The organism is Mesorhizobium huakuii (assembly GCF_030160235.1).
Classification (GTDB): Bacteria; Pseudomonadota; Alphaproteobacteria; order Rhizobiales; family Rhizobiaceae; genus Mesorhizobium; species Mesorhizobium huakuii.
This window is the reverse complement of record NZ_BSNY01000055.1, coordinates 99,617-121,470: the sequence shown is the minus strand read 5'-3', so window position 1 is coordinate 121,470 and position 21,854 is coordinate 99,617. Positions and strand designations below refer to the sequence as shown.

Genomic DNA, 21,854 nt, shown 5'->3' with positions numbered 1-21,854 from the left:
GCTGCGCGGAACTCCTCTCAATGCCGGCCGCGGATGAAAACAACAACCAGCGCAGGCCAATAGATTGCAATCGGACTCAAATGGCAAACCGAGATTATCCGCGGCCGCCGGCACGCAACGGGTAGATGTTTGAGCCAGAAAGCGGAATCCGAAACGGTCGAAAATCGACCGGTGCCGGAAAATACGGATGGCAGACCTCTGCCCGCTCTCGTTCTATTCCAGATCTATTGGTAGCCATAACCGCGCGCCATCGCCGCCGCGAAAGCCGGGATCAGCAGGAAGACGAAGGCCTCGGCGCGGATATAGGTCTTCACCGAGGCCAGTTCGCCCGCCGGCACGGCGAAGGATGGATTGGCGCTGGCCTGCCGGTTCCAGGAAATGAAGCGCACGGTCGGGATGATCGACAGCAGGCCGACAATGCCGAAGGCCGCCATCTTGGCCCAAAACATCCAGTTGTGGATGTAGAACTCCCATCCCTTGAGGCCCCAGAAGACACGGCCGATGCCGACGACGATGATGAGTGAGGCGATGATGCCATAGTGGCGGTCGATGCGGGCGAGTCGCTTGAGGGTTACGGCAGGCAAATCGCCGCGGATCAGCACGAATTCGGCGCCGATGATCCCTGCCAGGGAAAACACCAGCAGATGATGGACGATGGCAAGCACAAGGTCGGTCGTGTCCATGTTTCTTCCCTTGGGTTGAGCACCAGCCACGCGTCTGAAAAGGTCGCGCCGCAAATGTGCTGAATCAGCCTGCCGGGAAATTAACATCGCCGGGCAAAATTCCCACAGAAAGCTGCCCCCTGGTCTAAGCTGCGTTGACGCCCGATCCGGGCACGTTAGGTTCGCGGGCATGACCGGACTGAAACGCCCCCTGAATCCGATGCCTGAGCTTATCCTCGCCGTCTTGACGGAACGCGGGCTGATGACTGCCTATGAGGCCCGGCCGGACTACCAGAAGAACGACTATCTCGGCTGGATTGCCCGTGCCAAGCGCCCGGACACCAGGCAGAAGCGGCTCGACCAGATGCTGGATGAACTGCAACGTGGCGGTGTCTACATGAACATGGTCTGGCGCGGCTGAAGATCTGCTTCGGGCCGTTGCAGAACCTTGCACATTGCGGTTCTGGATGATGGCGCGTCTTCCGCTGGCCCTTGCACCGCAGGGGGGATTTGCTAAACGCGGACAAGATCAGCGAGGCAAATCCCATGGACAACCGCAAAGTGACCGTCGCTCCCGTCATCGAGACGCAGCGAACCATCCTGCGGGCGCACCGGCTGGAGGATTTCGACGCCTATGCCACGATGTGGGCCGAGCCGGCCGTCACCCGCTTCATCGGCGGCAAGCCGCGCACGCGCGAGGAAAGCTGGATGCGCTTCCTGCGTCACGCCGGCCTGTGGTCGCTGCTCGGCTACGGCTTCTGGGCGATCGAGGAGAAGGCGACGGGGCGCTTTGTCGGCGAGGCCGGGTTTCACGACCTGAAGCGCGACATGGAACCGTCGATCGAAGGCATTCCCGAGGCCGGATGGGCGCTAGCGCCGGAAGTGCATGGGGCGGGCCTCGCCACGGAGGTCGTCGGCCGTGTGCTGGCCTGGGGCGAAGAGACCTTCGGACGGGTGAAAACCGTCTGCATCATCGATCCCGAGAATACAGCCTCGTTGAATGTCGCTGACAAGGTCGGCTATCGCGAAGTGTTGCGGACCACCTATCATGACGCCCCGACCGTGCTGCTGGAGCGGCTGTCTTGAACCGGGATTGCGGCTCCCGTGAACTAGCCCGCCTTGCGGCGCAGCTTCCGCGCCAGATCGGCCCATGGATCGACGCTTTCGGCGGCCGGCGTGACGCCTCGGCCTAGCAGCACCGTCGAGGCATCGAACGGCGTCGGCCTGGCGATCCCATAGCCCTGGGCATAGTCGACGCCGATGGTCTTCAGCGCGGCCGCGATACCGTCGCTCTCGACAAACTCGGCGATGGTACGCTTGCCCATGACCTTGCCGATATGGTGGATCATCTCGACCATGGCGCGGTCGATGCGGTCGTCCAGCATGTCCTTGACGAAGCTGCCGTCGATCTTGAGGTAGTCGACCGGCAGGTGCTTCAGATACGCGAAGGACGACATGCCGGAGCCGAAATCGTCGAGCGCGAAGCGGCAGCCCAGGCCGCGCAGGTCGGCGATGAATCGCATGGCATTGGTGAGATTGGCGATAGCGCTGGTTTCGGTGATCTCCAGGCAGATCATGGTGGGCGAAATGCCATGGATGAGGAACTGCTCGCGCAGGAAGCCGAGAAAGCTCTCGTCGCCGAAAGTCGCGCCGGAAAGATTGATGGCGCATGTGGCGATCGGCGGCGTGCGCGGATCGGCTTGCCGGGCGGCCAGGATGCGGAAGGTGTTGCGAACCACCCAGCGGTCGATCGATGGCATCAGGCCATAGCGCTCGGCCGCTGGAATGAAACTCTGTGGGGTAACGAAGCTGCCGTCTTCGTCGGTCAGCCGCAACAGGATCTCTATATGCGCCCCCGCCTCGACGATGTCGTCGTCGAGCGGCCAGATTTCCTGCGCGTGAAGCCGAAAACGGCCTTGCTCCAGCGCGGCGTGCAGGCGCTGCACCCAGGCCATCTCGCCGAAACGCTCGCGCAAGTCCACGTCGCCGTCGCTGTGGATCTGGACGCGGTTGCGGCCCTTTTCCTTGGCCATGTAGCAGGCGACGTCGGCGGCCCGCAGCGTTTCCTCGATCGTCACCTGCGCGTTGGCGATCTCCACCATGCCGACGCTGACGCTGGTGTTGAAAGGCCGGCCATCCCAGACGAAATGCAGGTTCTGCACTCCCGCGCGCAGCCGTTCGGCGATGTCGCACGCTTCATTGGCTTCACAATCGACGAGCAGCACGCCGAACTCATCACCGCCCAGTCGCGCCAGCACGTCGCCCGGCCGCAATTCGCACGTCAGCAGCGCCGAGATCTGGCGCAGCAACTGGTCGCCCGCCGCATGGCCACACGTATCGTTGACCAGCTTGAACTGATCGAGATCGAGATACATCAAGGCGTGCTGCCGGGGCTGGCCCTGCAATTCGACGATGGTCCTTTCGAGCCGGCCTTCAAAATCGCGCCGGTTGGCGAGCCCGGTCAACGCATCATGCGAAGCCTGCCACGAAAGCCGTTCGATGTAATCTTCTTCGCGCGTCATGTCGTGGAAGGCGAGCACGGCGCCGACGACCTCGCCGGAAACGAGCAGCGGCGCGCCGGTCAGTGCGACGGGAACAACGGAGCCGTCCGGCCGCTGCAGCAATTGTGGACGGGCGCTGGAGCGGCGCGCTTCGCCGGCCAGGAGACGCTCGACCAACTGCGTTTCTTCAACGCCGGTGTCCTTGTCGACGAGGCAAAAGAACGCTGCGATGGGTTTGCCCCGGGCGGTGCCGAGCGGGCAGGCCAGCAGTTTCTCGGCAACCGCATTCATGTAGTCGAGCCGCCCGTCACGGCCGGTGCTGACGACGGCCTGGCCGATCGAAGCCAGTGTGACCTGGGCGCGCTCGCGCTCGGCATTGAGCGCCAACTGGAAGGCCTGGCGCTGTGCCAGGAGCTTGCGCGTGCGCCACACGGCAAGCAGGATCAACAATGCGGCGGTGACGAGATTAGCGGAGGTAAGCAGCATCCGGATGAAGCGTGATCCCTCGCCGAGACTGTCCGAGAAGGCCTTGGACAATGGGGTGACCTGATGATCGAGCCGATGGATCTCCGCTTTCCAGGCGCTGATCTCGGCTGCTGAAGCCGGCCCCTTGCCCAGCGTCGCATGCATCGTATCGCCGAGTTGCTGGATGGCGAGGATCATCGTGTCGGCCGCCGCCCAGTCCCGAATGGCGGTGTCGAGATAGCTGAAGTTCCGGAAATTCTGGAACAGCCAGATCATCCCGGCGACGTCGTCCGGGTGGTTTCTGCCTTGCACAAAGCCTGTGCGCGCTGCCTCTGTATCGGGCTCGGGCTGCTCCAGCGCCAGGCGGGCCGAACGGTCGGCCAGCGGAACGGCGATCGCTTCGCGATACTCGGTGAAGAACTCCTCATTGCCGGTGCCCGCATAGAGGCTGAGGAAATAGATGGCGTGCTTTTGCCCCTTGGACCACTGGCTTTCGCCGCCGACATAGGCGCGAACCGCCGAAAGCGTGTGTAGGCTCAGGCTGGCGACCAGCGCCTGGATGAGGACGACGGCGATGAACGGCCAGACGAGCCCGAGAAGACGGGGGCTGGCGTCCATCGATGACGGCTTCGAATTCACGGACGTGCCATGATCCTGTCAGCGCGTCTGTCCGACTGTTTCACCCGTCGGTTGAGACGATTTTCTTCTCTCATGTCGCTCAAATGGCGACAACAACCGGGTATCACGCGGGACTTAACAGCAAATAAATAGTTCCGTTCTCTATGAAGCCTTTTCTTGATTTGGGTAGCTGAGTATTACGCGACGTCAAGTGACTGCTTCAAGTTGAATCAGTTTGTATTCGAAGCTTGTCGGTCCTTTTCGGACCCGTAACCGCGGGCTAGGGCAGCGTCTCGGCCGCAAGACTTGCCTGTTCGAGCATCGAGGCATCCTCGCCGAAGGCGCGGGTGGCGCGGGCCGCCGCCTCGAGCAGCGGCCTTTTCATGCGCTGAAGGAAGGCGGCATCGACGCGCGTGCTCGGGCCAGCGAGCGTCAGCGCGCCGAGCAGGATGCGTCCTGGCCCGAATACCGGGGCCGAGACGCCGGCCGTCTCGGGGTCGCGGTCCCCAACGGCGAGGCAGTTGCAGGTCCGGCGTATGGTCTCATAGGGCTCGCCCGGCTCGCCGGAAAACGCCGCAAGCACGCGCCCGCCTGAGCCGACAAGCAAAGGCAATATGTCGCCTTCGCGTATGGTGTAGCGGATCGGGTGCTTGGATTCGACGCGGTAGAGGCAGGTGCGGACGTCGCCCGAACGGACATAGAAGGCAACGCTCTCCCAGCTGCGCTCGGAAAGGTCGCGCATGATCGGCAGCAGGATGTCGACCGCGACGACCGAACGCTGATAGAGCGCGCCCAGCCGGAAGGTTGCGGGCCCGACACGATAGCGCCCGTCGTCGAGGCGCTCGAGCAGCTGACCGCGCAGCAATGAATTCGCCAGCCGCAGGATGGTGCTCTTGTAAAGGCCGGTGCGCGCCGCGATTTCGGCCAGGCTGAGCGAGCGGTCGGCCGTGGTGAAGGCATCGAGGATGGCGATCGCCCGATCAAGGGCCGCGACGCCTTCGGCGGACGCGCGCCGGCTTTCCGTATCAGTCGATCTGCTTGGTAAGTCCATTGCAATTCCGCCCGGAGATGCCCGAGGGCCAGTCTGTCGCGCTGTTGGATCATTCTGTCCAGCAGAATGTCGTTCCCGTTGACAGAACTCGGTAACATCTGCTTGAACTCGATCACGGGTCTGTGAACGCAGGCGCGTTTGGCAGGCACCGGAGGAGGTGTCGTGATCTGGAGGAATCCCATGCTGAACAGACGCAGATTTTTGATGAGCACGGCCGCGGCAGGCGCTGCCGGCCTTGCAGGACTTCATCTCACGCCCGCTTTCGCCGAAGGCGCACCGCAGATCCAGATATTCGTTCCGGCGGCGCCCGGCGGCGGCTGGGACCAGACGGGGCGCACGATGGATCAGGTGATGCGCGCGGAGAAGCTGATCTCCGGCTCGCAGATCACCAATGTCGGCGGCGCCGGCGGCACGGTCGGGCTGCCGCAGTTCATCAGCCAGTGGAACGGCAAGGGCAATTCGCTGATGGTCGCCGGCATGGTCATGGTCGGCGCCATCATCGCCAACAAGGCCGCCAACAATCTGACGCAAGTCACGCCGATCGCCCGTCTCACCGGCGAATTCGAGGCCCTGGTGGTGCCTGCGGAGTCGCCCTTCAAGACGGCCGCCGATTTCGTCGCCGCGCTGAAAGCCGATCCGACGAAGGTTCCCGTCGCGGGCGGTTCAGCCGGTGGCTCCGATCACATCTTGTTCGGCCTGATCGCCAAGACGGTCGGCGTTCCGGCGACAAGTCTTTCCTATGTGCCGTTCGCCGGCGGCGGCGAGGCCTTGTCGGCGCTGCTCGGCAACCAGGTCGCGGCCGGCATTTCCGGGTTTGGCGAATTCTCCGAACAGGTCAAGGCGGGTGCGCTGAGGCTGCTCGCAATCTCCGCCGACAAGCGTCAGGACGGCATCGACGCGCCGACGCTGAAGGAAGCCGGCATCGACGTCGAACTGTTCAACTGGCGTGGCGTCTTCGCGCCTCCCGGCGTGTCCGACGCCGACAAGGCGGCGATGATCGCGCTGGTCGAGACCATGGCCAAGAGCGATGCCTGGGCGACCGAATGCAAGAACCGCAACTGGACGCCCATCCTGCTCACCGGCGACGACTATGCGAAATTCGTCGCCGAGGATTCGGCGCGTATCGAAGCCATCCTCAAGGATCTCGGCCTCGCCTGATTTTTCCCCAGGGGGACGGCGCGAGCCGTCCCTCATTTTCTCAAGTCCGTCGATCGCATCGCCGATGAGATGGCTGACAGCATGAAGGCCGATGACAGCCGTCTTGGCCCGTAATCCTGGGGAGGACATTCCATGAGCACCATCAACCAGCCGACGGCGCCCTTGCGCCTTGCCGTGCCGGAATTGCTTGTTGGCATCGGGCTTCTCGCCTGTGCCGGCGCCGTGGCCTGGCAGACGCTGGCGATCCCGGTGTCGCCGCTCTATTCCAAGGTTGGCCCGACCGTCTTTCCCTACCTTACCATGGTCGGCCTGGTGGTGCTTTCGCTGCTGCTCATCCTCGCCGCGTTTCGCGGCGGCTGGCAGCCGGAGGAGGAAAAGGAAACGCCGACCGACTGGAAGGCGATGGGCTTCGTCGTCATCGGCCTGGTCGCCAACCTGCTGCTCATCCGGCTGCTCGGCTTCACCGCGGCATCGGTGATCATGTTCGTCCTCGTCTGCTACGGCTTCGGCAGCAGGCATACGCTGCGTGACGCGCTCACCGGCCTTGTCCTGGCGCTGGCTGCCTATTTCGGCTTCGCCAGGGCGCTCGGCGTCAACATCGGCGCCGGCTTCATCGAGAACCAGCTGAACACGGCGATCGACGCGATCGCCGGCGCGTTGGGAGCGTGAGCCCATGAACACGCTCGAACAGCTCGCCCACGGCTTTTCGGTCGCCTTCACCCCGATCAATCTTCTGTGGTGCCTGCTCGGCACCACGCTCGGCACAGCCATCGGCGTGTTGCCGGGCCTCGGGCCGGCACTGACCATCGCGCTGCTTCTGCCGATCACCTATCAGGTGGCGCCGGAAGCGTCCTTCATCCTGTTCGCAGGTATCTATTACGGCGCCATGTATGGCGGCTCCACCACGTCGATCCTGCTCAACACCCCGGGCGAAAGCGCCACGATCGTCACCGCGCTGGAGGGCAACAAGATGGCCCGGTCCGGCCGTGGGGGTGCTGCCCTTGCCACCTCGGCGATCGGTTCCTTCGTCGCCGGCACGATCGGCACGCTGGGCGTTGCCTTCCTGGCGCCGGTGGTGGTCAAGTTCGCCCTGGCCTTCGGTCCGGCGGAGTATTTCTCGCTGATGGTGCTGGCCTTCATCACGGTTTCGGCCGTGCTCGGCTCGTCCTCGGTGCGCGGGCTTGCCAGCCTGTTTGCCGGCTTCGTCATCGGCATGATCGGCGTCGACCTGCAGACCGGCCAGCCGCGCTTCACCTTCGGCACGACCGAACTGCTCGACGGCGTCGACGTCATCATCGCCGCCGTCGGCCTGTTCGCGGTCGGCGAGACGCTCTACATGGCCTCGCGCCGCTATGCCGGTAAGGATGAGATCGTGCCGCTGAAAGGCTCGCTCTACATGACCGCGGCCGAATGGGGCCGCTCATGGAAGGCCTGGCTGCGCGGTGCGGCGATCGGCTTCCCGATCGGCGCCATGCCGGCCGGTGGGGCCGAGATTCCGACCTTCCTGTCCTATGCCATCGAAAAGAAGCTGTCGAAGCACAAGGAGGAGTTCGGCACGGTCGGCGCCATCGAGGGCGTTGCCGGCCCGGAGGCCGCCAACAATGCGTCGGCCGCCGGCGTGCTGGTGCCGATGCTGACGCTTGGCCTGCCGACCTCGGCGACGGCGGCGATCATGCTGTCGGCGTTCCAGAGCTACGGCATCAATCCCGGGCCGCTGCTTTTGACGACGCAGGCCAATCTGGTCTGGGGCCTGATCGCCAGCCTGTTCATCGCCAATGTCATCCTCGTCATCCTCAATCTGCCGCTGATCGGATTGTGGGTGCGGCTGCTGAAGATCCCGGCGCCACAGCTTTATGCCGGCATCCTGGTGTTCGCGACCGTCGGCACCTACGGCATCTCGCAGTCGCCCATCGACCTCGTCATCCTCTATCTCCTGGGGGCGGCGGGCTTCCTGATGCGGCGCTTCGATTTCCCGACCGCGCCCGTCATCATCGGCATGATCCTGGGGCCGCTCGCCGAAACCCAGTTCCGCCGGGCGATGACCATCTCGAATGGCGACTGGTCGGTGTTCTACAAGCATCCGCTGTCGCTGACGCTGCTGACGCTCGCCTTCATCGGCCTGGTCGGGCCGCATATCTGGGCCTTCATCGAACACCGCCGGCGGCGTGGGCCGGAGCATGTGCCGGGCGATGCCTGACCGACTGAGAAGACATGACTGACCTGCTATCCGGTATCCGCGTCCTCGACCTGACCAATGTTCTGGCCGGGCCCTATTGTGCCTATCAACTGGCGCTGCTGGGGGCCGATGTGATCAAGGTCGAGGGACCGCGAGGCGGCGACCTGGCGCGCCAGCTCGGCGGCTCGCCAAGGCTCAACCAGGCCGGCATGGGCGCCTCGTTCCTGGCGCAGAACGCCGGCAAACGATCCGTCATGCTCGACCTGAAGACAGAAGCAGATCGCGAGCGCTTCCTCGACCTGGTCGCCAGTGCCGACGCGCTGGTGGAGAATTTCCGCCCCGGCGTGATGGATCGGCTTGGCCTCGGCCATGAAGCGCTGAAGGCGGTCCGCCCTGGCCTCGTCTATTGCGCGATATCGGGGTTTGGCCAGACCGGGCCGATGCGCGACAACCCCGCCTACGACCAGATCATCCAGGGCCTGTCGGGCATCATGAGCATCACCGGCACGCCGGAGACGGCGCCGCTGCGCGTCGGCTATCCGGTCGCCGATACGCTGGGCGGCCTGGTCGGCGCGTTCGCGATCGCATCGGCGCTGGTCAGGCAGAAGACCTCGGGCGAGGGCGCCTTTCTCGACGTCTCGATGCTCGAATGCACGCTTTCCGCGCTTGGCTGGCCGGTGTCGAACTATCTGACGGCAGGGGTCGATCCCAAGCCTATGGGCAACGAGAACATGACGGCTGCGCCCTCAGGTGCCTTCCGCACCGGTGATGGATTGCTCAACATCGCCGCCAACAAGCAGGAGCAGTTCGTGACGCTTTGCCGGCTGATCGGACGGCCGGAGTTGGCGTCGGACACGCGCTTTGCCGAGCGCGAGACGCGCAAGAAGAACCGTGCGGCGCTGAAAGCCGAGATCGAGGATGCCCTGACGGATGCTCCGGCGGCCGCCTGGGAGGAGCGATTGAACCGGGCAGGCGTGCCGGCGGGCAGGGTGCTGACGATTCCGCAAGTGCTGGCCGAGCCGCAAGTGCTGGAACGCCAGGTGACCGCGAATTTCGACGATGTCGCTGGGATGGACAGGCCGCTGACCGTATTGCGCGGCGGCTTCATGGTCGATGGCAAGGCGCCTTTGCCGACCAAGCCGCCACCGGCGCTCGGCGCGCATATGGACGAGGTTTTTGCCGACTTGCCGTCGCGCGCCAAGGCAAAGGCACGGGCATGAGCGACGTGGAGAAGAAGTCAGGCCGTGAGCGCGGCGAGGAATGGTGGCAGACCGGCATCATCGAGATGAGCCCCGGCGTCATCCGGCTGCGCGGCTATGAAATCCAGGACCTGATCGGCCGCGTCAGCTTCCCGGCTGTCATCTGGCTGATGCTGCGTGGCGAATTGCCCAGCGAAGACCAGGCGGCACTGCTCGGCATTGCGCTGGGCGCGGCGGTCGACCATGGGCCGCAGGCGCCGTCGATCGCCATCGCCCGCATGGCGGCAACCTGTGGTGTCGGCATCAACAGCGCCATGGCCTCGGCCATCAATGTGCTCGGCGACGTGCATGGCGGCGCCGGCGAACAGGCGCTGTCCTTCTACGGGGATATCGCCTTGGCGATCGATGGCGGGACGGCGCTGGGGGAGGCGGTCTCGGCCCGGCTCGACCGGTTCTTCGCTGGGGAAAAGGGTTATGTGCCGGGGCTCGGCCACCGCTTTCACCCGGTCGATCCGCGCGCACCGCGCCTGCTGGAACTGACCCGCGAATTTGCCGCGCGTGGCGTCATCAATGGACGGTTCGCCGACATTGCCGAGGCGATCGAGGCGGAGGTCGCACGCCGCAAGGGGAAAAGGATACCGCTCAACATCGATGGCGCCACGGCCGTCATCTATGGCGAACTCGGCTTCCCACCGCCGCTGACGCGCGGGCTCTTCGTGCTGTCACGCTCCGTCGGCATCCTGGCGCATGCCTGGGAGCAGTCGCAGCAGAGCGAGCGCAACAAGGGACCGCTGCCACGTGAATGGTTGTGGGCCCATACCGGCACGCCGCCGCGGCCGTTTCCGGGGGAAGGCGAGGCTGGTGAGTGAGCCTATGCCTCGCCAGGCGGCATAGGCCCGGGAAGCGTCAAGGTCTTCACCAGCGTCGAAAGATCCGGTTCGTCGATCAACATCGCCGCGTCGGCCGGCGTCAGCCATGCCCGCTGTCGCCGCTTGGCCTCCTGCCAGTTGGCCAGCTCCTCGGTCACCTCAAGCAGGTAGACGATGACATCGACATGGACAAAGCGGTTGGCCAGCCGCTTCCAGTAGGAATAGGTGCCAGCCGGCTGCTTCAGGGTCTTGCCGAGCACGCCGGCTTCTTCCATCGCCTCGATGGTGGCTGCCTTGCGTCCGTTCTTGCCTTTCATCGGCCATCCCTTGGGGACGATGAAGCGCTTGGTCGTTCTCGACGTGACCAGCATCACCTCGATGTCGCCATGCTCGTTCAGCCGAAAGGGTATTGCCGCCACCTGGCGGATTCTTTCCCCTTTCTTGGCCCGGCGCACGGCCTTTTTCTTCGTGGCTGTCATCTGCAATAGTCCAGTCGGTCAGTGCCCATAGCGTGACGCGGCGCCTTTGCAAACCCAAACTGCCGCAGGGGCACCCTCAAGGTTCCCCTATCATGTAAGTCGGCTAAATAAAAGAAGCCCCGCCTGTCAGCGGCAGGTGCTCACGGCGGTTGTGCCGATGATCTGCGTCTGGCAGCCCGGCCTGACCTGCGGCACGACCGGTGGTGGCTGCTGGACGATTACGCGGTCCTGGTCGCGGTACTGCTGTTGCTGCTGCTGGAATTGCTGCCGCTGAATGCGACTCTGCAAGGCCTGCAGATCGTTTTGCTGGATCAGCGTGTTGCTGTTGATCGCAGGATTGGCCACCTGGGCGGAAGCGGGCAGCGCAAAGCCGGCCACAAAAGTCGCGGCCAGCATCGCCGATGCAAGTCTCACCAATAGCCGACGCGCCGACATTGGCGCATTCCCGCGAAAAATCCTGCTCATTCCCGCAATATAGGGTGTTTGTCCGGCGATGCCATGGTTGGTCCATGGGCCGCCTTGAATTCTATCGCGACTCCGCCCTGTCCCGGGCATCCGGCCTGCGGCTGCGGAATCATGGAAAGGCCGGGGTGGGGTTCTCCAGCAAGGAGCGGGAGCTCGAAGGCGGGCAGAGAATCTACCCGGCAACCTCGCATTGCACTTGACGGAAGCGATCGATTCGCCGCTCTATCGGGTCGGCGCTGGCCTGGGGCTGAATGGTGTCAATGGCGTCGGCATGTCCTTCAGGCATAACGGCGCCTTCGGGGAAACGGTCAAACAGAATGCAGTCAGCGCGTCTCTCACAGCCAGTTTCCAGGCTGGCTCGAGACGGAGCCGGGCGGGAGAGGTCTTGATGAGGAAATACGCGTATTTGGTTGCAATGCTGGGTGTGGCCTGCATCGCCGGTATGCCGGCGTTGGCCGCGCAGACCAAGGGCGACAAGGTGGCGGCGCCGCCCGCCGCGGCCGATGCGCCGCAACTGCCGGGTGGGGCATCGGCCTTGTCCGAAACCCATGGCGACTGGACGGTCAATTGCCAGATATCGGGCACGAACAAGGTCTGCAGCCTGTCGCACCAGCAGTTCAACAAGCAAAGCAACCAGCGGCTGCTGGCGATCGAGCTTTCGAGCAAGACCGGCGAAGACGCGACCGGAACTCTAGCCCTGCCGTTTGGGCTGGCGCTCGCCAAGGGCGTCACCTTGAGCATCGACGACCAGAAGCTGGACGGCAGCCTGGCATTCAACACTTGCCAGGTCGTCGGCTGCCTGGTGCCGGTGGCGTTCGACGCCAATGTCACACCACTGCTCAAGAACGGCACCACGCTGAAGATCGACGCCTTCGCGGCGGATACGGGACAAGCGGTGAGTTTTTCCATTCCGCTCAACGGTTTCGGCGGCGCGCTCGCTCGTACGGCGGAGCTTTTGTCGAACTGACGCCGAAGTCGGGGATCTGATGCGCGGCGCCTAACTGGCGCCGCATATCCAATGCGGGTCAAACGACTGTTGTTTTCAGCCGCTCGGCAATGAGGGTGGCGAGCCGCGCGGCCACCTCGTCCTTGGTCATCTCGGGCCATTCCTCAACGCCGGCCTTCGACACGATCCGCACCTTGTTGCGGTCACCACCCATGACGCCTGAAGGGCCGATGCCGCTTTCGTGCGACACATCGTTGGCGACGATCAGATCGGCGCCTTTCTTCGCGAGCTTGGCCTCGGCGTTGCGCAAAAGATCCTGCGTCTCGGCGGCGAAGCCGACGACGAGGCCTGGTCGCTGGCTGTGATGGCCGACGCCGGCAAGGATGTCGGGGTTCTCCACCATGCGCAGCACCGGTGGTCCTTCGCCCGCCACCTTCTTGATCTTTTCGCCGGCCGAATTCTCGGTGCGCCAGTCGGCGACGGCGGCGACGAACACCGCGGCGTCGGCGGGCAGAAGCTGTTCAACCGCATCGCGCATCTCTTGCGCGCGCTCGACATGGATGGTCTTCACACCGGCCGGATCGGCAATGTTTACGGGACCGGAGACAAGGCGCACATCGGCGCCAAGCCTTGCCAATGCGGCGGCGATGGCGTGGCCCTGCTTGCCGGAGGAGCGGTTGGCGATATAGCGCACCGGGTCGATCGGTTCGTGCGTCGGGCCGGAGGTGACGATGATCTTGCGCCCTGCCAGCGGCTTGGGACCTGCATCGAGCAGCGCCTCGACGGCGGCGGCGATCTCCAGCGGCTCGGCCATGCGGCCTTCGCCGGCCTCATTGCTTTCGGCCATCTCGCCCCTCGCCGGGCCGACGAAAGTGACGCCGTCCTTCCCCAAGGTCGCACGATTGCGACGGGTGGCCGGATGCGCCCACATTCTGGGGTTCATCGCCGGCGCCATCAGCACCGGCTTGTCGGTGGCCAGCAGTACAGTGGAAGCCAGATCGTTGGCGTGGCCGTTGGCAAGCTTGGCCATCAAATCGGCGGTGGCGGGCGCGACCACCAGAAGGTCTGCCTCGCGCGACAGCCTGATATGGCCGACATCGTGCTCGTCATTGCGGTCGAACAATTCGGTGAAAACATGGTCGGCCGACAGCGCGCCAACCGACAGAGTGGTGACGAATTCCTGTGCGGCCGCTGTCATCACCACCCGTATTGCCGCACCACGCTCACGCAGCCGGCGGATCAGGTCCAGCGCCTTGTAGGCGGCGATGCCGCCGCCGATGATGAGCAGGATGCGCCTGCCGGAAAGGGTGCCCTGCGGCAGGGTCTTGCCTGCTGGAGAGGCAACCGGCGTGGCCGCGACGTGCATGCTGGTCAGGTCGCGCAAAGTCTTTTCGATCTGGTCGATGCGGCCCGACCCGATCCGACCGTCGACTGCGGCGCGGATCATCACCCTAGCCTGTTCCTCCATGGAGCGGTTGTTTTCCGCCGCCAATCGGCGCAGCAGCTCCTTGACCTCATCGTCAAGGTTGCGGATCGTGATGCTTGCCATGTGATTGCACTTTGCTCATCTTGTCCGATGGCAATGATAGCAATGCAATCATTTTGCCGCAAGTTGCGGGCTCGAGCTTCGATTTCGGGCCTAAAGAATCTTCCAGGCGATATAGACCAGCGTCAGCGCAATCACCCATAGCGCGACGCGACCGGAGCGGCCATAGCGCGCCTCGGCCTTGCCGATGGCACGCGCCGTGGTCTCGTCGAAGCGCAGGCCGTGCTCGGCCATCAGGTCGATCTCGCGCGACAGCCGGTCGGTGCGGGCGGCAAGCTCCGGCGCCTGGCGGGCGAGCGTCAGCAACGCCTTGGCGCCGTCGCGCGCGTCGATCATCATGCCGCGCGGGCCAAGGTTTCCGGCGATCCAGCCGCCGACCACCGGCTCGGCGGTCTTCCACATGTTGAAGGCCGGATCGAGCGTGCGCGCCACGCCCTCGACCACCACCATGGTCTTCTGCAGCAGGATCAGTTCGGGCCTTGTCGCCATGTCGAAGAGTTCCGTCACCTCGAACAGCAGCGTCAGGAGCTTGGCCATGGAAATGGTCTCGGCCGGCTGGCCGTGGATCGGCTCGCCGATGGCGCGGATCGCTTGCGCGAAGGCCGCGACATTGTGCTGGCGCGGCACGTAGCCGGCCTCGAAATGCACTTCGGCGACGCGCAGATAGTCGCGCGTGATGAAGCCGTAGAGGATTTCGGCGAGGAAGCGGCGCTCTTTCTTGCCAAGACGTCCGGCTATGCCGAGATCGACGGCGACGATGGTGCCGTTGGCCTCGACGAACAGGTTTCCCGGATGCATGTCGGCGTGGAAGAAGCCGTCGCGCAGCGTGTGGCGCAGGAACGACTGGATGAGATTGGCGGCGATCGCCTTCAGATCGTGGCCGGCCTCCTCCAGGCCTGCGATGTTGTTCATCTTGACGCCGTCGACCCATTCCATGGTCAGCACGTCACGGCCGGTGCGTTCCCAGTCGACGGATGGCACGCGAAAGCCCGGATCGTCCTTGGTGTTCTCCCCAAGTTCGGAGAGTGCCGCCGCCTCGAGGCGCAAATCCATCTCGATCTTGGTGGTCTGCGCCAGCGTCTCGGTCACCTCGACAGGCCGCAGCCGGCGCGAGGAGGGGATATATTTCTCCTGCAGGTGGGCGGCGAGGAAATAACTCTCGAGATCCTGGAAGAAGCGGCGGCGCACGCCGGGCCGGATGACCTTCACCGCGACCTTGGTGGCAGCGCCGTTATGAATGGCTTCGGCGGCATGGACCTGGGCGATCGAAGCGGCGGCGACGGGGTCGCCGAACTCGGCGTAGAGATCGCCCACCTTGCGCCCAAGCGAGGCTTCGATGGCCGCGACCGCCTCGGCCTTCGGAAAGGTGTGCATCTTGTCCTGCAACATTGCGAGATCGAGCGCCATGTCGTTGCCGACGACGTCGGGCCGCGTCGCCAGGAACTGGCCGAGCTTGACATAGGACGGGCCGAGCCGGACCACCGCCTTGGCCAGCCGGTCGCTGCGCTCATAGGCGAGCGCGCGGCGGCGGGTGAACAGCCGCGCCAGCCGCCACCCGAGTTTCGGTAGGCCGGAGAGTTCCTCGCCCGGCAGGGCGGCGATGACGCCCTCGCGCACCAGCACCCAGCCGGCCCGCGCGAGCCTGAAACCGGCGCCGACGCTGCTCATGGCCGCACCCGGGCCGGTCCTTGCGACCGGCATGAGCCATATCGGGGATGAGAAATGCGGGCCAGAATCAAAGCTTCCAGCCCGAATGAAGCGCGGCAATACCGCCGGAATAATTGCGGAAGGAAACGCGGTCGAAACCGGCGCGGGAAATCATTGCCGCAAAATTCTGCTGGTTGGGGAATTTCGCGATCGATTCAACCAGATAGGAATAGGGCTCGCCGTCGCCGGTGACCATCTTGCCGATCTTGGGGATGGCGTTGAACGACCAGGCTTCATAGGCCTTGTCGAGCAGCGGCATCTCGACCTCGGAAAATTCCAGGCACAGGAACCGGCCGCCGGGCTTCAGCACGCGGAACGCTTCTGCGAGCGCGACATCGATGCGCGGCACGTTGCGGATGCCGAATGCGATGGTGTAGGCGTCGAAGGTGGCGTCAGTGAAGGGCAGTTCCTCGGCATTGGCCTCGACGAAATCGGTGTTGCCGGACAGGCCCTTCTTTTCGGCGCGGTCGCGGCCGACACCGAGCATCGAGCCGTTGATGTCGAGCACGGTGGCGTGGGCGTTGCCATGGCTGGCATCGACGATCCGGAAGGCGATGTCGCCAGTGCCGCCGGCCACGTCCAGGACCTTCCAGCCCTGCCGCTTCGGCGGATTGAGCCAGGTGACCATGGCATCCTTCCACAGCCGGTGCAGGCCGGCCGACATCAGGTCGTTCATCAGGTCGTAGCGATTGGCGACCTTGTGGAAAACATCGTTGACCAAGGACTGCTTTTCGCCTTCCCCCACACGCTTGAAACCATAGGAGGTTTCCATGCCGCCCGCGGCCGTGGTTCTCTCAACTGACATTTTTTTGATCCGTCATAAAACCGGCGGGACCATAGCCGATCGATGCTGTGGGCGCTATTGTTTAAGGCGCGGTGTTCAGCCGCGCTTCCAGGTGGTGGGTTTTCAAGACCTGGACTGACCGACGGGATGTTTGAATGCCTTTGAAAGCGGAACTACACTGCCACATTGAAGGGGCAGCGGCGCCAGAACTCGTCATCCGCCAGGCGCAGAAATACGGCAAGGATACCGCGCCCTATATCCAGAACGGCTCCTTCGTCTGGCACGATTTTACGTCGTTTCTCGCGGCTTACGACTTTTCCGCCGATCTGTTCCGCACCGAAGAGGATTACGCCCGGCTGGCCGACCACTATCTGACCAGCCTTGCACGCGATGGCGCCATCTATTCTGAAGTCTTCACCTCGCCGGACCATGCGACGAAAGCCGGGCTCTCGCCCAAGGCCTATACCGACGCGCTGGGCGAAGGCATGCTGCGCGCCAAGGCCAAGACCGGCATAGAGGGCCGCATGATCGTCACCGGCGTGCGCCATGTCGGCGTGGAATCGATCGAACGGGCGGCACGCTTCGCGGCGCGCTGCGGGAATCCGCTGGTCACCGGCTTCGGCGTTGCCGGCGACGAGCGCATGGGCGAGATGGAGGACTATGTCCGGGCTTTCGAGATCGCCCGCGAGGCCGGGCTCGGCATCACCATCCATGCCGGCGAACTGACAGGCTGGGAGACGGTCCAGGCGGCGCTTGACCATATCCGCCCCTCGCGCATCGGCCACGGCGTGCGCGCTATCGAGAACCCGGACCTTGTCCGCCGCATCGCCGATGAAGGCATCGTTCTGGAGTGCTGCCCCGGCTCCAACATCGCGCTCAAAGTGTTCGACAGTTTTGCCGACCATCCGTTTCCCGCCTTGCAGGCCGCCGGCTGCAAGGTGACGCTCAACTCCGACGACCCGCCCTATTTCTGGACGTCGCTGAAGCGCGAGTATGATCTCGCGGCGGAGCATTTTGCGATGAACGAAAAGGCGCTGGCCGCCGTCACCAAAACCGCCATCGAAGCCGCCTTTGTCGACAGGAAGACCAAGGCGGCACTTCTTGCCCGGCTGAACGGAGCGGCGCGCTGATTTTCTTCCGACAAAGCTGTGGTCGATGGCGGCCAAGCGGTTCCTTGGCCGGTCCATAGTCGCTAGGGTCGTTCCAGCTGCCTGAAGCGCGTCCGCGCGCCGGGCGACACGCATCAGGAGAACATCATGAAGGGCGTCACCGTCGTCGACCACCCGCTTGTCCAGCACAAGCTGACCATCATGCGTAAGAAGGAGACGTCCACGGCCGGTTTCAGGCGGCTGTTGCGCGAGATATCGCTGCTGCTCGGCTACGAGGTCACGCGCAATCTCGAACTGACGACGACAACCATCGAAACGCCGATCGAGACCATGGAAGCGCCGACACTGGAGGGCAAGAAGCTGGTGTTCGCTTCGGTGCTGCGCGCCGGCAACGGTCTGCTGGAAGGCCTGCTCGACCTGGTGCCCGCGGCGCGCGTCGCCCATATCGGCCTCTATCGCGACCACGAGACGCTGGAGGCGGTCGAATATTTCTTCAAGGCGCCAAGCGATCTCGCCGACCGGCTGGTGATTGTCGTCGACCCGATGCTGGCGACCGCCAATTCGGCGATCGCGGCGATCGACAAACTGAAAGGGCGCGGCGCCACAAATATCCGCTTCCTCTGCCTTTTGGCGGCGCCCGAGGGCATCGAGCGCTTCACCAAGGCGCATCCGGACGTTCCAGTCTTCACCGCGTCCATCGACCGCCAGCTCAACGAGAAGGGCTACATCATGCCCGGCCTGGGCGACGCCGGCGACCGCATGTACGGGACGAAGTAGTATCAGGCAAAGTTGCCTGGTACGATTTACCAAGCGTTTACGCAAAGACATGGTTTCGGCGCCCGTTAAAGCGGCGAACACCATCCGGCGATAATGAATCGGCTCTCACAAAGGCCGATCCATGCTGCGCAAGCTTCTCATCCTCAGCGTCTTTGCCGGGACATCGGCATCGATCCCGGTCATCTATCAGTCGAATCCGCAGATATTCGAAAACCTGCTGAAATCGACGGTGACGGCCAGGCCCGAGGTCGAGGCACAACCGCAGGTCAGCCTGGCGTCGGTTCCCGACAAGCCGGCCGCGCCGCTGCCGACCGGCCGCAAGGTCGCCGTCACAGCGGACGGGCGCGGACATTTCTCGACCACCTTCAAACTCAACGGCCGTCAGGTCGACGGCATGATCGACACCGGCGCGACGCTGGTCGCGGTCAATACGTCGACGGCGCGCAGGATCGGGCTGTCGCTCAATCCGTCCGATTTCAGCCATGAGGTCAACACCGCCAACGGTTCGATCAAGGCGGCCGTGGTGATGATCGACCGGCTGCAGATCGGCAGCATCAGCGTCGAAGATGTGCAGGCCATCGTGCTCGACGACCGGGCGCTCAGCACCAACCTGATCGGCATGAGCTTCCTCAACCGGCTCGGCAAATATCAGGCCGAAAACGGTACGTTGCTGCTTGTCCAGTAGTCAACCGCGCGGCAGGATCCGCCGCATGACGGTTTTGTCCGCCGGTGGTTTCGAGGCGCCGATCGCATAAGCCGAAAGCACAGTCGCGGCCGCCGCCTCGGCATCGGAGGGCAAGCGGGCGTGGATCAGTGCCAGTGCGTCTCCGGCACGGACTTCAGCGCCTATGGGCAGCAGCCTGGTGATACCGACGCTGGGATCGATCTTGTCGTCGGGCGTCGTGCGCCCGCCGCCCAGGCCAACCACCGCAAGGCCGATGTCGCGCGTGGCGATGCCGGAGACGAAGCCGTCCGTCGTCGCCCTCACCACCAATTCCGTTGGCGCCACGGCCAGATATTTCTCCGGCTTCTCGATGAAATCCGCCGGGCCGCCGAGCACCGCCACCATGCGCGCGAAGGTGGCGGCGGCGCGGCCGCTGGTGAGCGTCTCTGTGGCGCGCCGCAAGCCGTCCTGGTTGGACGACACCAGTCCCGCCGACTGCAGCATTTCGGCGGCCAGCGCCAGCGTCACATCTTCCAGCCGCCGGTCGCGCAGGCGGCCGGTGAGGAAATCGACGGCGTTGCGCACCTCGACGGCATTGCCGGCGGCCGAGGCCAGCGGCTCGTTCATGCCGGTGATCAGTGCCGAGACCTTCAGTCCGGCGCCGCTGGCGACCTCGACCAGGCTGTTGGCGAGCGCGGTTGCGTCGCGCGACTTCTCCATGAAGGCGCCATTGCCGATCTTGACGTCGAGCACCAGCGAGCCCAGGCCGGCGGCCAGCTTCTTCGACAGGATCGAGGCGGTGATCAGCGGCACCGATTCCACGGTGCCGGTGACGTCACGGATGGCATAGAGCCGGCGGTCGGCCGGCGCCAGATCGGCGGTCTGGCCGATGATGGCGCAGCCGGTTTCCAGCACCGCCTGACGAAACAACGCGATATCGGGCTGGCTGATGTAGCCGGGGATCGCATCCATCTTGTCCAGCGTGCCGCCGGTATGGCCGAGGCCACGGCCCGAAATCATCGGCACATAGGCGCCGCAGGCGGCGACGATCGGCGCCAGCATCAGCGAGACATTGTCGCCGACACCGCCGGTCGAATGCTTGTCGGTCACCGGGCCGGGCAGGTCCGACCAGTCGAGGACATCGCCGGAATCGCGCATGGCCAGCGTCAAGGCCACGGCCTCGTCGCGGTTCATGCCGTTGAAGAACACCGCCATGGCGAAAGCCGCGGCCTGGCCATCGGTGACGGCGCCCGAGGTAACGCCGCCGATGAAGGCAGCGATTTCGCTGGCCGAGAGCCTGTGGCCGTCTCGCTTGTGGCGGATGATTTCCTGCGGAAGCATCAGCTCTCCAGCAGTCCGTCGCGGAACACTCTGTGCAGGACCGTTGCCAGCCGCGACCCGCCGACTGGCGCCATGTCCTTGGTCTCCTGATGCGAAAGCTCGGCCCCGGTCATGCCGGCCGCCAGATTGGTGATGACCGAGCAGGCGGCGACGCGCAGGCCGAGGAAACGGGCGAGAATGACTTCCGGCACGGTCGACATGCCGACGGCGTTGGCGCCCATGATGCGCGCCATGCGGATTTCGGCCGGCGTTTCGAAACACGGGCCGGAAAACCACATATAGACGCCCTTGTGCAGCGCGGTACCGGTCGCCTTGGCGGCGTGCTCGATCGCCTTGCGGATGCCCGCATCGTAGGCTTCGGTCAGGCCGACGAAGCGGCGGTCGCTGGGCTCGCCGATCAGCGGATTGCTGCCGGAGAAATTGATATGGTCGGTGAGCATCATCACCGAGCCCGGCGGCATGTCCGGGTCGACCGAACCGGCGGCGTTGGTGAGGATCAGTTTGGTGATGCCGATGCCGGCGAGCACTTCCAGCACCGGGCGCATCGCTGCCGCGTTGCCATGCTCATAGTAATGGGCGCGGCCGGACAGCATCAGCACCGGCGTGCCGGCAAACAGGCCCGCCACCACTTCGCCGGCATGGCCGCTGACGCCGCTCCTGGGGAAACCGGGCAGGTCGGCATAGGGGACGCGGATCGGGTGCTCGATCCGGTCGACAAGGACGCCGAGGCCAGATCCCAGCACCAGCGCCGTCGACGGCGCCAGGCCGTCCAGCCTTTCGATCAGATGGTCCACGGCCTTTTCGGTCATTGCAGCCCGCTCTTCATTTGAGCCAATTCCTCATTTCAGGATGTCGCCGCGGAAACCATAGGGCAGCATGTCGCCCATGGTCACGGTCTCGGCCACGCCCGTATTGTCGCAGAGGTAGAGTTTCGTGTCCGGTTGGCAGAATTCGGCCAGCCGCTGGCGGCAGCCACCGCAAGGCGAGCATTTGGCCATGCGTTCGGCAAGGACAGCGATTTCGACGATCTTGCCACCGCCGCCCATGATGTAGTGGCCAAGCGCGGTGGTCTCGGCGCACCAGCCCTCGGGATAGGAAGCGACTTCGATGTTGGCGCCGGTGAAGACGCGTCCGTCCTCGGTGCGCAAGGCGGCGCCCACCGGAAATTTCGAGTAGGGCGCATAGGCCTTGGCCATGGCGGTCCTGGCCGCTTCGAACAGATCATGCGACATTTCAGTTGTTCTCTCCGATGATCGTGTCCAAAACCCGGCGCGAGGCACACGCCGGGCCGTCAAACCTTAAAGCGCGTCGCGTCGAAACGGATTCAGGCGACGCGC

The 21,854-nt window shown here is 64.4% G+C and carries 22 protein-coding genes; 11 read left to right on the top strand and 11 right to left on the bottom strand.

Annotated features, from left to right (window positions below; genetic code table 11):
• Positions 1-224 precede the first annotated feature (224 nt).
• Positions 225-683, bottom strand: coding sequence for a DUF2214 family protein (locus QQK95_RS29170; protein WP_284277856.1), 459 nt, complete (start codon positions 681-683; stop codon positions 225-227).
• Positions 684-852: 169 nt separating this feature from the next.
• Here QQK95_RS29170 and QQK95_RS29165 point away from each other — a divergent pair, with 169 nt between their 5' ends.
• Both QQK95_RS29165 and QQK95_RS29160 read left to right on the top strand, forming a co-directional pair.
• Entirely contained in the window at positions 853-1,083 is a 231-nt protein-coding gene (locus QQK95_RS29165) for a YdeI/OmpD-associated family protein (protein WP_284277855.1), read from the top strand.
• Between the two features lie 125 nt (positions 1,084-1,208).
• Positions 1,209-1,748 (top strand): GNAT family N-acetyltransferase, encoded by a 540-nt coding sequence (locus tag QQK95_RS29160; protein WP_284277854.1) that lies wholly within the window; start codon positions 1,209-1,211, stop codon positions 1,746-1,748.
• 23 nt (positions 1,749-1,771) lie between these two features.
• On the opposite strand, the gene QQK95_RS29155 is transcribed toward QQK95_RS29160, so the two are convergent.
• Positions 1,772-4,246 carry an EAL domain-containing protein gene (locus QQK95_RS29155; protein ID WP_284277853.1) on the bottom strand — a complete coding sequence of 825 codons (2,475 nt, stop codon included), beginning with the start codon at positions 4,244-4,246 and terminating at the stop codon, positions 1,772-1,774.
• A 280-nt stretch (positions 4,247-4,526) separates the two neighbouring features.
• Complete coding sequence (locus tag QQK95_RS29150) at positions 4,527-5,297, bottom strand: IclR family transcriptional regulator (protein ID WP_284277852.1); 771 nt, start codon at positions 5,295-5,297, stop codon at positions 4,527-4,529.
• Positions 5,298-5,477: 180 nt separating this feature from the next.
• On the opposite strand from QQK95_RS29150, the gene QQK95_RS29145 reads away from it, so the two are divergent.
• The 5 genes from QQK95_RS29145 (at position 5,478) to QQK95_RS29125 (ending at position 10,699) form a co-directional block, all read left to right on the top strand.
• A complete protein-coding gene (locus tag QQK95_RS29145; protein ID WP_322791234.1) occupies positions 5,478-6,455 on the top strand; it encodes a Bug family tripartite tricarboxylate transporter substrate binding protein in 978 nt (325 codons plus the stop codon).
• A 132-nt stretch (positions 6,456-6,587) separates the two neighbouring features.
• Positions 6,588-7,124, top strand: coding sequence for a tripartite tricarboxylate transporter TctB family protein (locus QQK95_RS29140; protein ID WP_284277850.1), 537 nt, complete (start codon positions 6,588-6,590; stop codon positions 7,122-7,124).
• A 4-nt stretch (positions 7,125-7,128) separates the two neighbouring features.
• Positions 7,129-8,652, top strand: a complete 1,524-nt coding sequence (locus QQK95_RS29135) for a tripartite tricarboxylate transporter permease (protein ID WP_284277849.1) — start codon at positions 7,129-7,131, stop codon at positions 8,650-8,652.
• Between the two features lie 14 nt (positions 8,653-8,666).
• Positions 8,667-9,851, top strand: a complete 1,185-nt coding sequence (locus QQK95_RS29130; RefSeq protein ID WP_284277848.1) for a CaiB/BaiF CoA transferase family protein — start codon at positions 8,667-8,669, stop codon at positions 9,849-9,851.
• A complete protein-coding gene (locus QQK95_RS29125) occupies positions 9,848-10,699 on the top strand; it encodes a citryl-CoA lyase (RefSeq protein WP_284277847.1) in 852 nt (283 codons plus the stop codon). The genes QQK95_RS29130 and QQK95_RS29125 overlap by 4 nt, the downstream gene beginning before the upstream one ends.
• 2 nt (positions 10,700-10,701) lie before the next feature.
• Here QQK95_RS29125 and QQK95_RS29120 read toward each other — a convergent pair whose 3' ends face one another.
• Positions 10,702-11,178 (bottom strand): NUDIX hydrolase, encoded by a 477-nt coding sequence (locus QQK95_RS29120; RefSeq protein ID WP_284277845.1) that lies wholly within the window; start codon positions 11,176-11,178, stop codon positions 10,702-10,704.
• Positions 11,179-11,304: 126 nt separating this feature from the next.
• Positions 11,305-11,613: a hypothetical protein gene (locus QQK95_RS29115; RefSeq protein WP_284277844.1), complete on the bottom strand. Its 309-nt coding sequence runs from the start codon at positions 11,611-11,613 to the stop codon at positions 11,305-11,307.
• 418 nt (positions 11,614-12,031) lie between these two features.
• Between QQK95_RS29115 and QQK95_RS29110 the strand changes: the two genes are divergently transcribed.
• Positions 12,032-12,610, top strand: a complete 579-nt coding sequence (locus QQK95_RS29110; RefSeq protein ID WP_284277843.1) for an invasion associated locus B family protein — start codon at positions 12,032-12,034, stop codon at positions 12,608-12,610.
• A 58-nt stretch (positions 12,611-12,668) separates the two neighbouring features.
• Here the strand turns inward: QQK95_RS29110 and coaBC are convergent, their stop codons facing one another.
• From coaBC to ubiE, 3 genes are all read right to left on the bottom strand, one after another.
• Complete coding sequence (gene coaBC / locus QQK95_RS29105) at positions 12,669-14,138, bottom strand: bifunctional phosphopantothenoylcysteine decarboxylase/phosphopantothenate--cysteine ligase CoaBC (protein WP_284277842.1); 1,470 nt, start codon at positions 14,136-14,138, stop codon at positions 12,669-12,671.
• A 90-nt stretch (positions 14,139-14,228) separates the two neighbouring features.
• Positions 14,229-15,803, bottom strand: a complete 1,575-nt coding sequence (gene ubiB, locus QQK95_RS29100; protein WP_284277841.1) for a 2-polyprenylphenol 6-hydroxylase — start codon at positions 15,801-15,803, stop codon at positions 14,229-14,231.
• Between the two features lie 67 nt (positions 15,804-15,870).
• Positions 15,871-16,647, bottom strand: a complete 777-nt coding sequence (gene ubiE / locus QQK95_RS29095; protein WP_019861163.1) for a bifunctional demethylmenaquinone methyltransferase/2-methoxy-6-polyprenyl-1,4-benzoquinol methylase UbiE — start codon at positions 16,645-16,647, stop codon at positions 15,871-15,873.
• 134 nt (positions 16,648-16,781) lie between these two features.
• On the opposite strand from ubiE, the gene QQK95_RS29090 reads away from it, so the two are divergent.
• The 3 genes from QQK95_RS29090 (at position 16,782) to QQK95_RS29080 (ending at position 19,197) form a co-directional block, all read left to right on the top strand.
• Positions 16,782-17,756 (top strand): adenosine deaminase, encoded by a 975-nt coding sequence (locus QQK95_RS29090; protein WP_019861162.1) that lies wholly within the window; start codon positions 16,782-16,784, stop codon positions 17,754-17,756.
• Between the two features lie 126 nt (positions 17,757-17,882).
• Complete coding sequence (gene upp, locus QQK95_RS29085; protein ID WP_010911460.1) at positions 17,883-18,512, top strand: uracil phosphoribosyltransferase; 630 nt, start codon at positions 17,883-17,885, stop codon at positions 18,510-18,512.
• Positions 18,513-18,633: 121 nt separating this feature from the next.
• A complete protein-coding gene (locus tag QQK95_RS29080) occupies positions 18,634-19,197 on the top strand; it encodes a TIGR02281 family clan AA aspartic protease (protein ID WP_019861161.1) in 564 nt (187 codons plus the stop codon).
• On the opposite strand, the gene deoA is transcribed toward QQK95_RS29080, so the two are convergent.
• From deoA to cdd, 3 genes are read right to left on the bottom strand one after another with little or no spacing between them, the layout of a single operon-like run.
• Complete coding sequence (gene deoA, locus QQK95_RS29075; RefSeq protein ID WP_284277838.1) at positions 19,198-20,517, bottom strand: thymidine phosphorylase; 1,320 nt, start codon at positions 20,515-20,517, stop codon at positions 19,198-19,200.
• Complete coding sequence (locus tag QQK95_RS29070; protein WP_284277837.1) at positions 20,517-21,326, bottom strand: purine-nucleoside phosphorylase; 810 nt, start codon at positions 21,324-21,326, stop codon at positions 20,517-20,519. The genes deoA and QQK95_RS29070 overlap by 1 nt, the downstream gene beginning before the upstream one ends.
• 30 nt (positions 21,327-21,356) lie before the next feature.
• Positions 21,357-21,749: a cytidine deaminase gene (gene cdd, locus QQK95_RS29065; protein ID WP_010911456.1), complete on the bottom strand. Its 393-nt coding sequence runs from the start codon at positions 21,747-21,749 to the stop codon at positions 21,357-21,359.
• Between the last annotated feature and the right edge of the window lie 105 nt (positions 21,750-21,854).

Bases quoted from the DNA above. Each gene is read 5' to 3' on its own strand.
- QQK95_RS29170 (WP_284277856.1), bottom strand. From the start codon at position 683: ATGGACACGACCGACCTTGTGCTTGCCATCGTCCATCATCTGCTGGTG.
- QQK95_RS29165 (WP_284277855.1), top strand. From the start codon at position 853: ATGACCGGACTGAAACGCCCCCTGAATCCGATGCCTGAGCTTATCCTC.
- QQK95_RS29160 (WP_284277854.1), top strand. From the start codon at position 1,209: ATGGACAACCGCAAAGTGACCGTCGCTCCCGTCATCGAGACGCAGCGA.
- QQK95_RS29155 (WP_284277853.1), bottom strand. From the start codon at position 4,246: ATGGACGCCAGCCCCCGTCTTCTCGGGCTCGTCTGGCCGTTCATCGCC.
- QQK95_RS29150 (WP_284277852.1), bottom strand. From the start codon at position 5,297: ATGGACTTACCAAGCAGATCGACTGATACGGAAAGCCGGCGCGCGTCC.
- QQK95_RS29145 (WP_322791234.1), top strand. From the start codon at position 5,478: ATGCTGAACAGACGCAGATTTTTGATGAGCACGGCCGCGGCAGGCGCT.
- QQK95_RS29140 (WP_284277850.1), top strand. From the start codon at position 6,588: ATGAGCACCATCAACCAGCCGACGGCGCCCTTGCGCCTTGCCGTGCCG.
- QQK95_RS29135 (WP_284277849.1), top strand. From the start codon at position 7,129: ATGAACACGCTCGAACAGCTCGCCCACGGCTTTTCGGTCGCCTTCACC.
- QQK95_RS29130 (WP_284277848.1), top strand. From the start codon at position 8,667: ATGACTGACCTGCTATCCGGTATCCGCGTCCTCGACCTGACCAATGTT.
- QQK95_RS29125 (WP_284277847.1), top strand. From the start codon at position 9,848: ATGAGCGACGTGGAGAAGAAGTCAGGCCGTGAGCGCGGCGAGGAATGG.
- QQK95_RS29120 (WP_284277845.1), bottom strand. From the start codon at position 11,178: ATGACAGCCACGAAGAAAAAGGCCGTGCGCCGGGCCAAGAAAGGGGAA.
- QQK95_RS29115 (WP_284277844.1), bottom strand. From the start codon at position 11,613: ATGTCGGCGCGTCGGCTATTGGTGAGACTTGCATCGGCGATGCTGGCC.
- QQK95_RS29110 (WP_284277843.1), top strand. From the start codon at position 12,032: ATGAGGAAATACGCGTATTTGGTTGCAATGCTGGGTGTGGCCTGCATC.
- coaBC (WP_284277842.1), bottom strand. From the start codon at position 14,138: ATGGCAAGCATCACGATCCGCAACCTTGACGATGAGGTCAAGGAGCTG.
- ubiB (WP_284277841.1), bottom strand. From the start codon at position 15,803: ATGAGCAGCGTCGGCGCCGGTTTCAGGCTCGCGCGGGCCGGCTGGGTG.
- ubiE (WP_019861163.1), bottom strand. From the start codon at position 16,647: ATGTCAGTTGAGAGAACCACGGCCGCGGGCGGCATGGAAACCTCCTAT.
- QQK95_RS29090 (WP_019861162.1), top strand. From the start codon at position 16,782: ATGCCTTTGAAAGCGGAACTACACTGCCACATTGAAGGGGCAGCGGCG.
- upp (WP_010911460.1), top strand. From the start codon at position 17,883: ATGAAGGGCGTCACCGTCGTCGACCACCCGCTTGTCCAGCACAAGCTG.
- QQK95_RS29080 (WP_019861161.1), top strand. From the start codon at position 18,634: ATGCTGCGCAAGCTTCTCATCCTCAGCGTCTTTGCCGGGACATCGGCA.
- deoA (WP_284277838.1), bottom strand. From the start codon at position 20,517: ATGCTTCCGCAGGAAATCATCCGCCACAAGCGAGACGGCCACAGGCTC.
- QQK95_RS29070 (WP_284277837.1), bottom strand. From the start codon at position 21,326: ATGACCGAAAAGGCCGTGGACCATCTGATCGAAAGGCTGGACGGCCTG.
- cdd (WP_010911456.1), bottom strand. From the start codon at position 21,749: ATGTCGCATGATCTGTTCGAAGCGGCCAGGACCGCCATGGCCAAGGCC.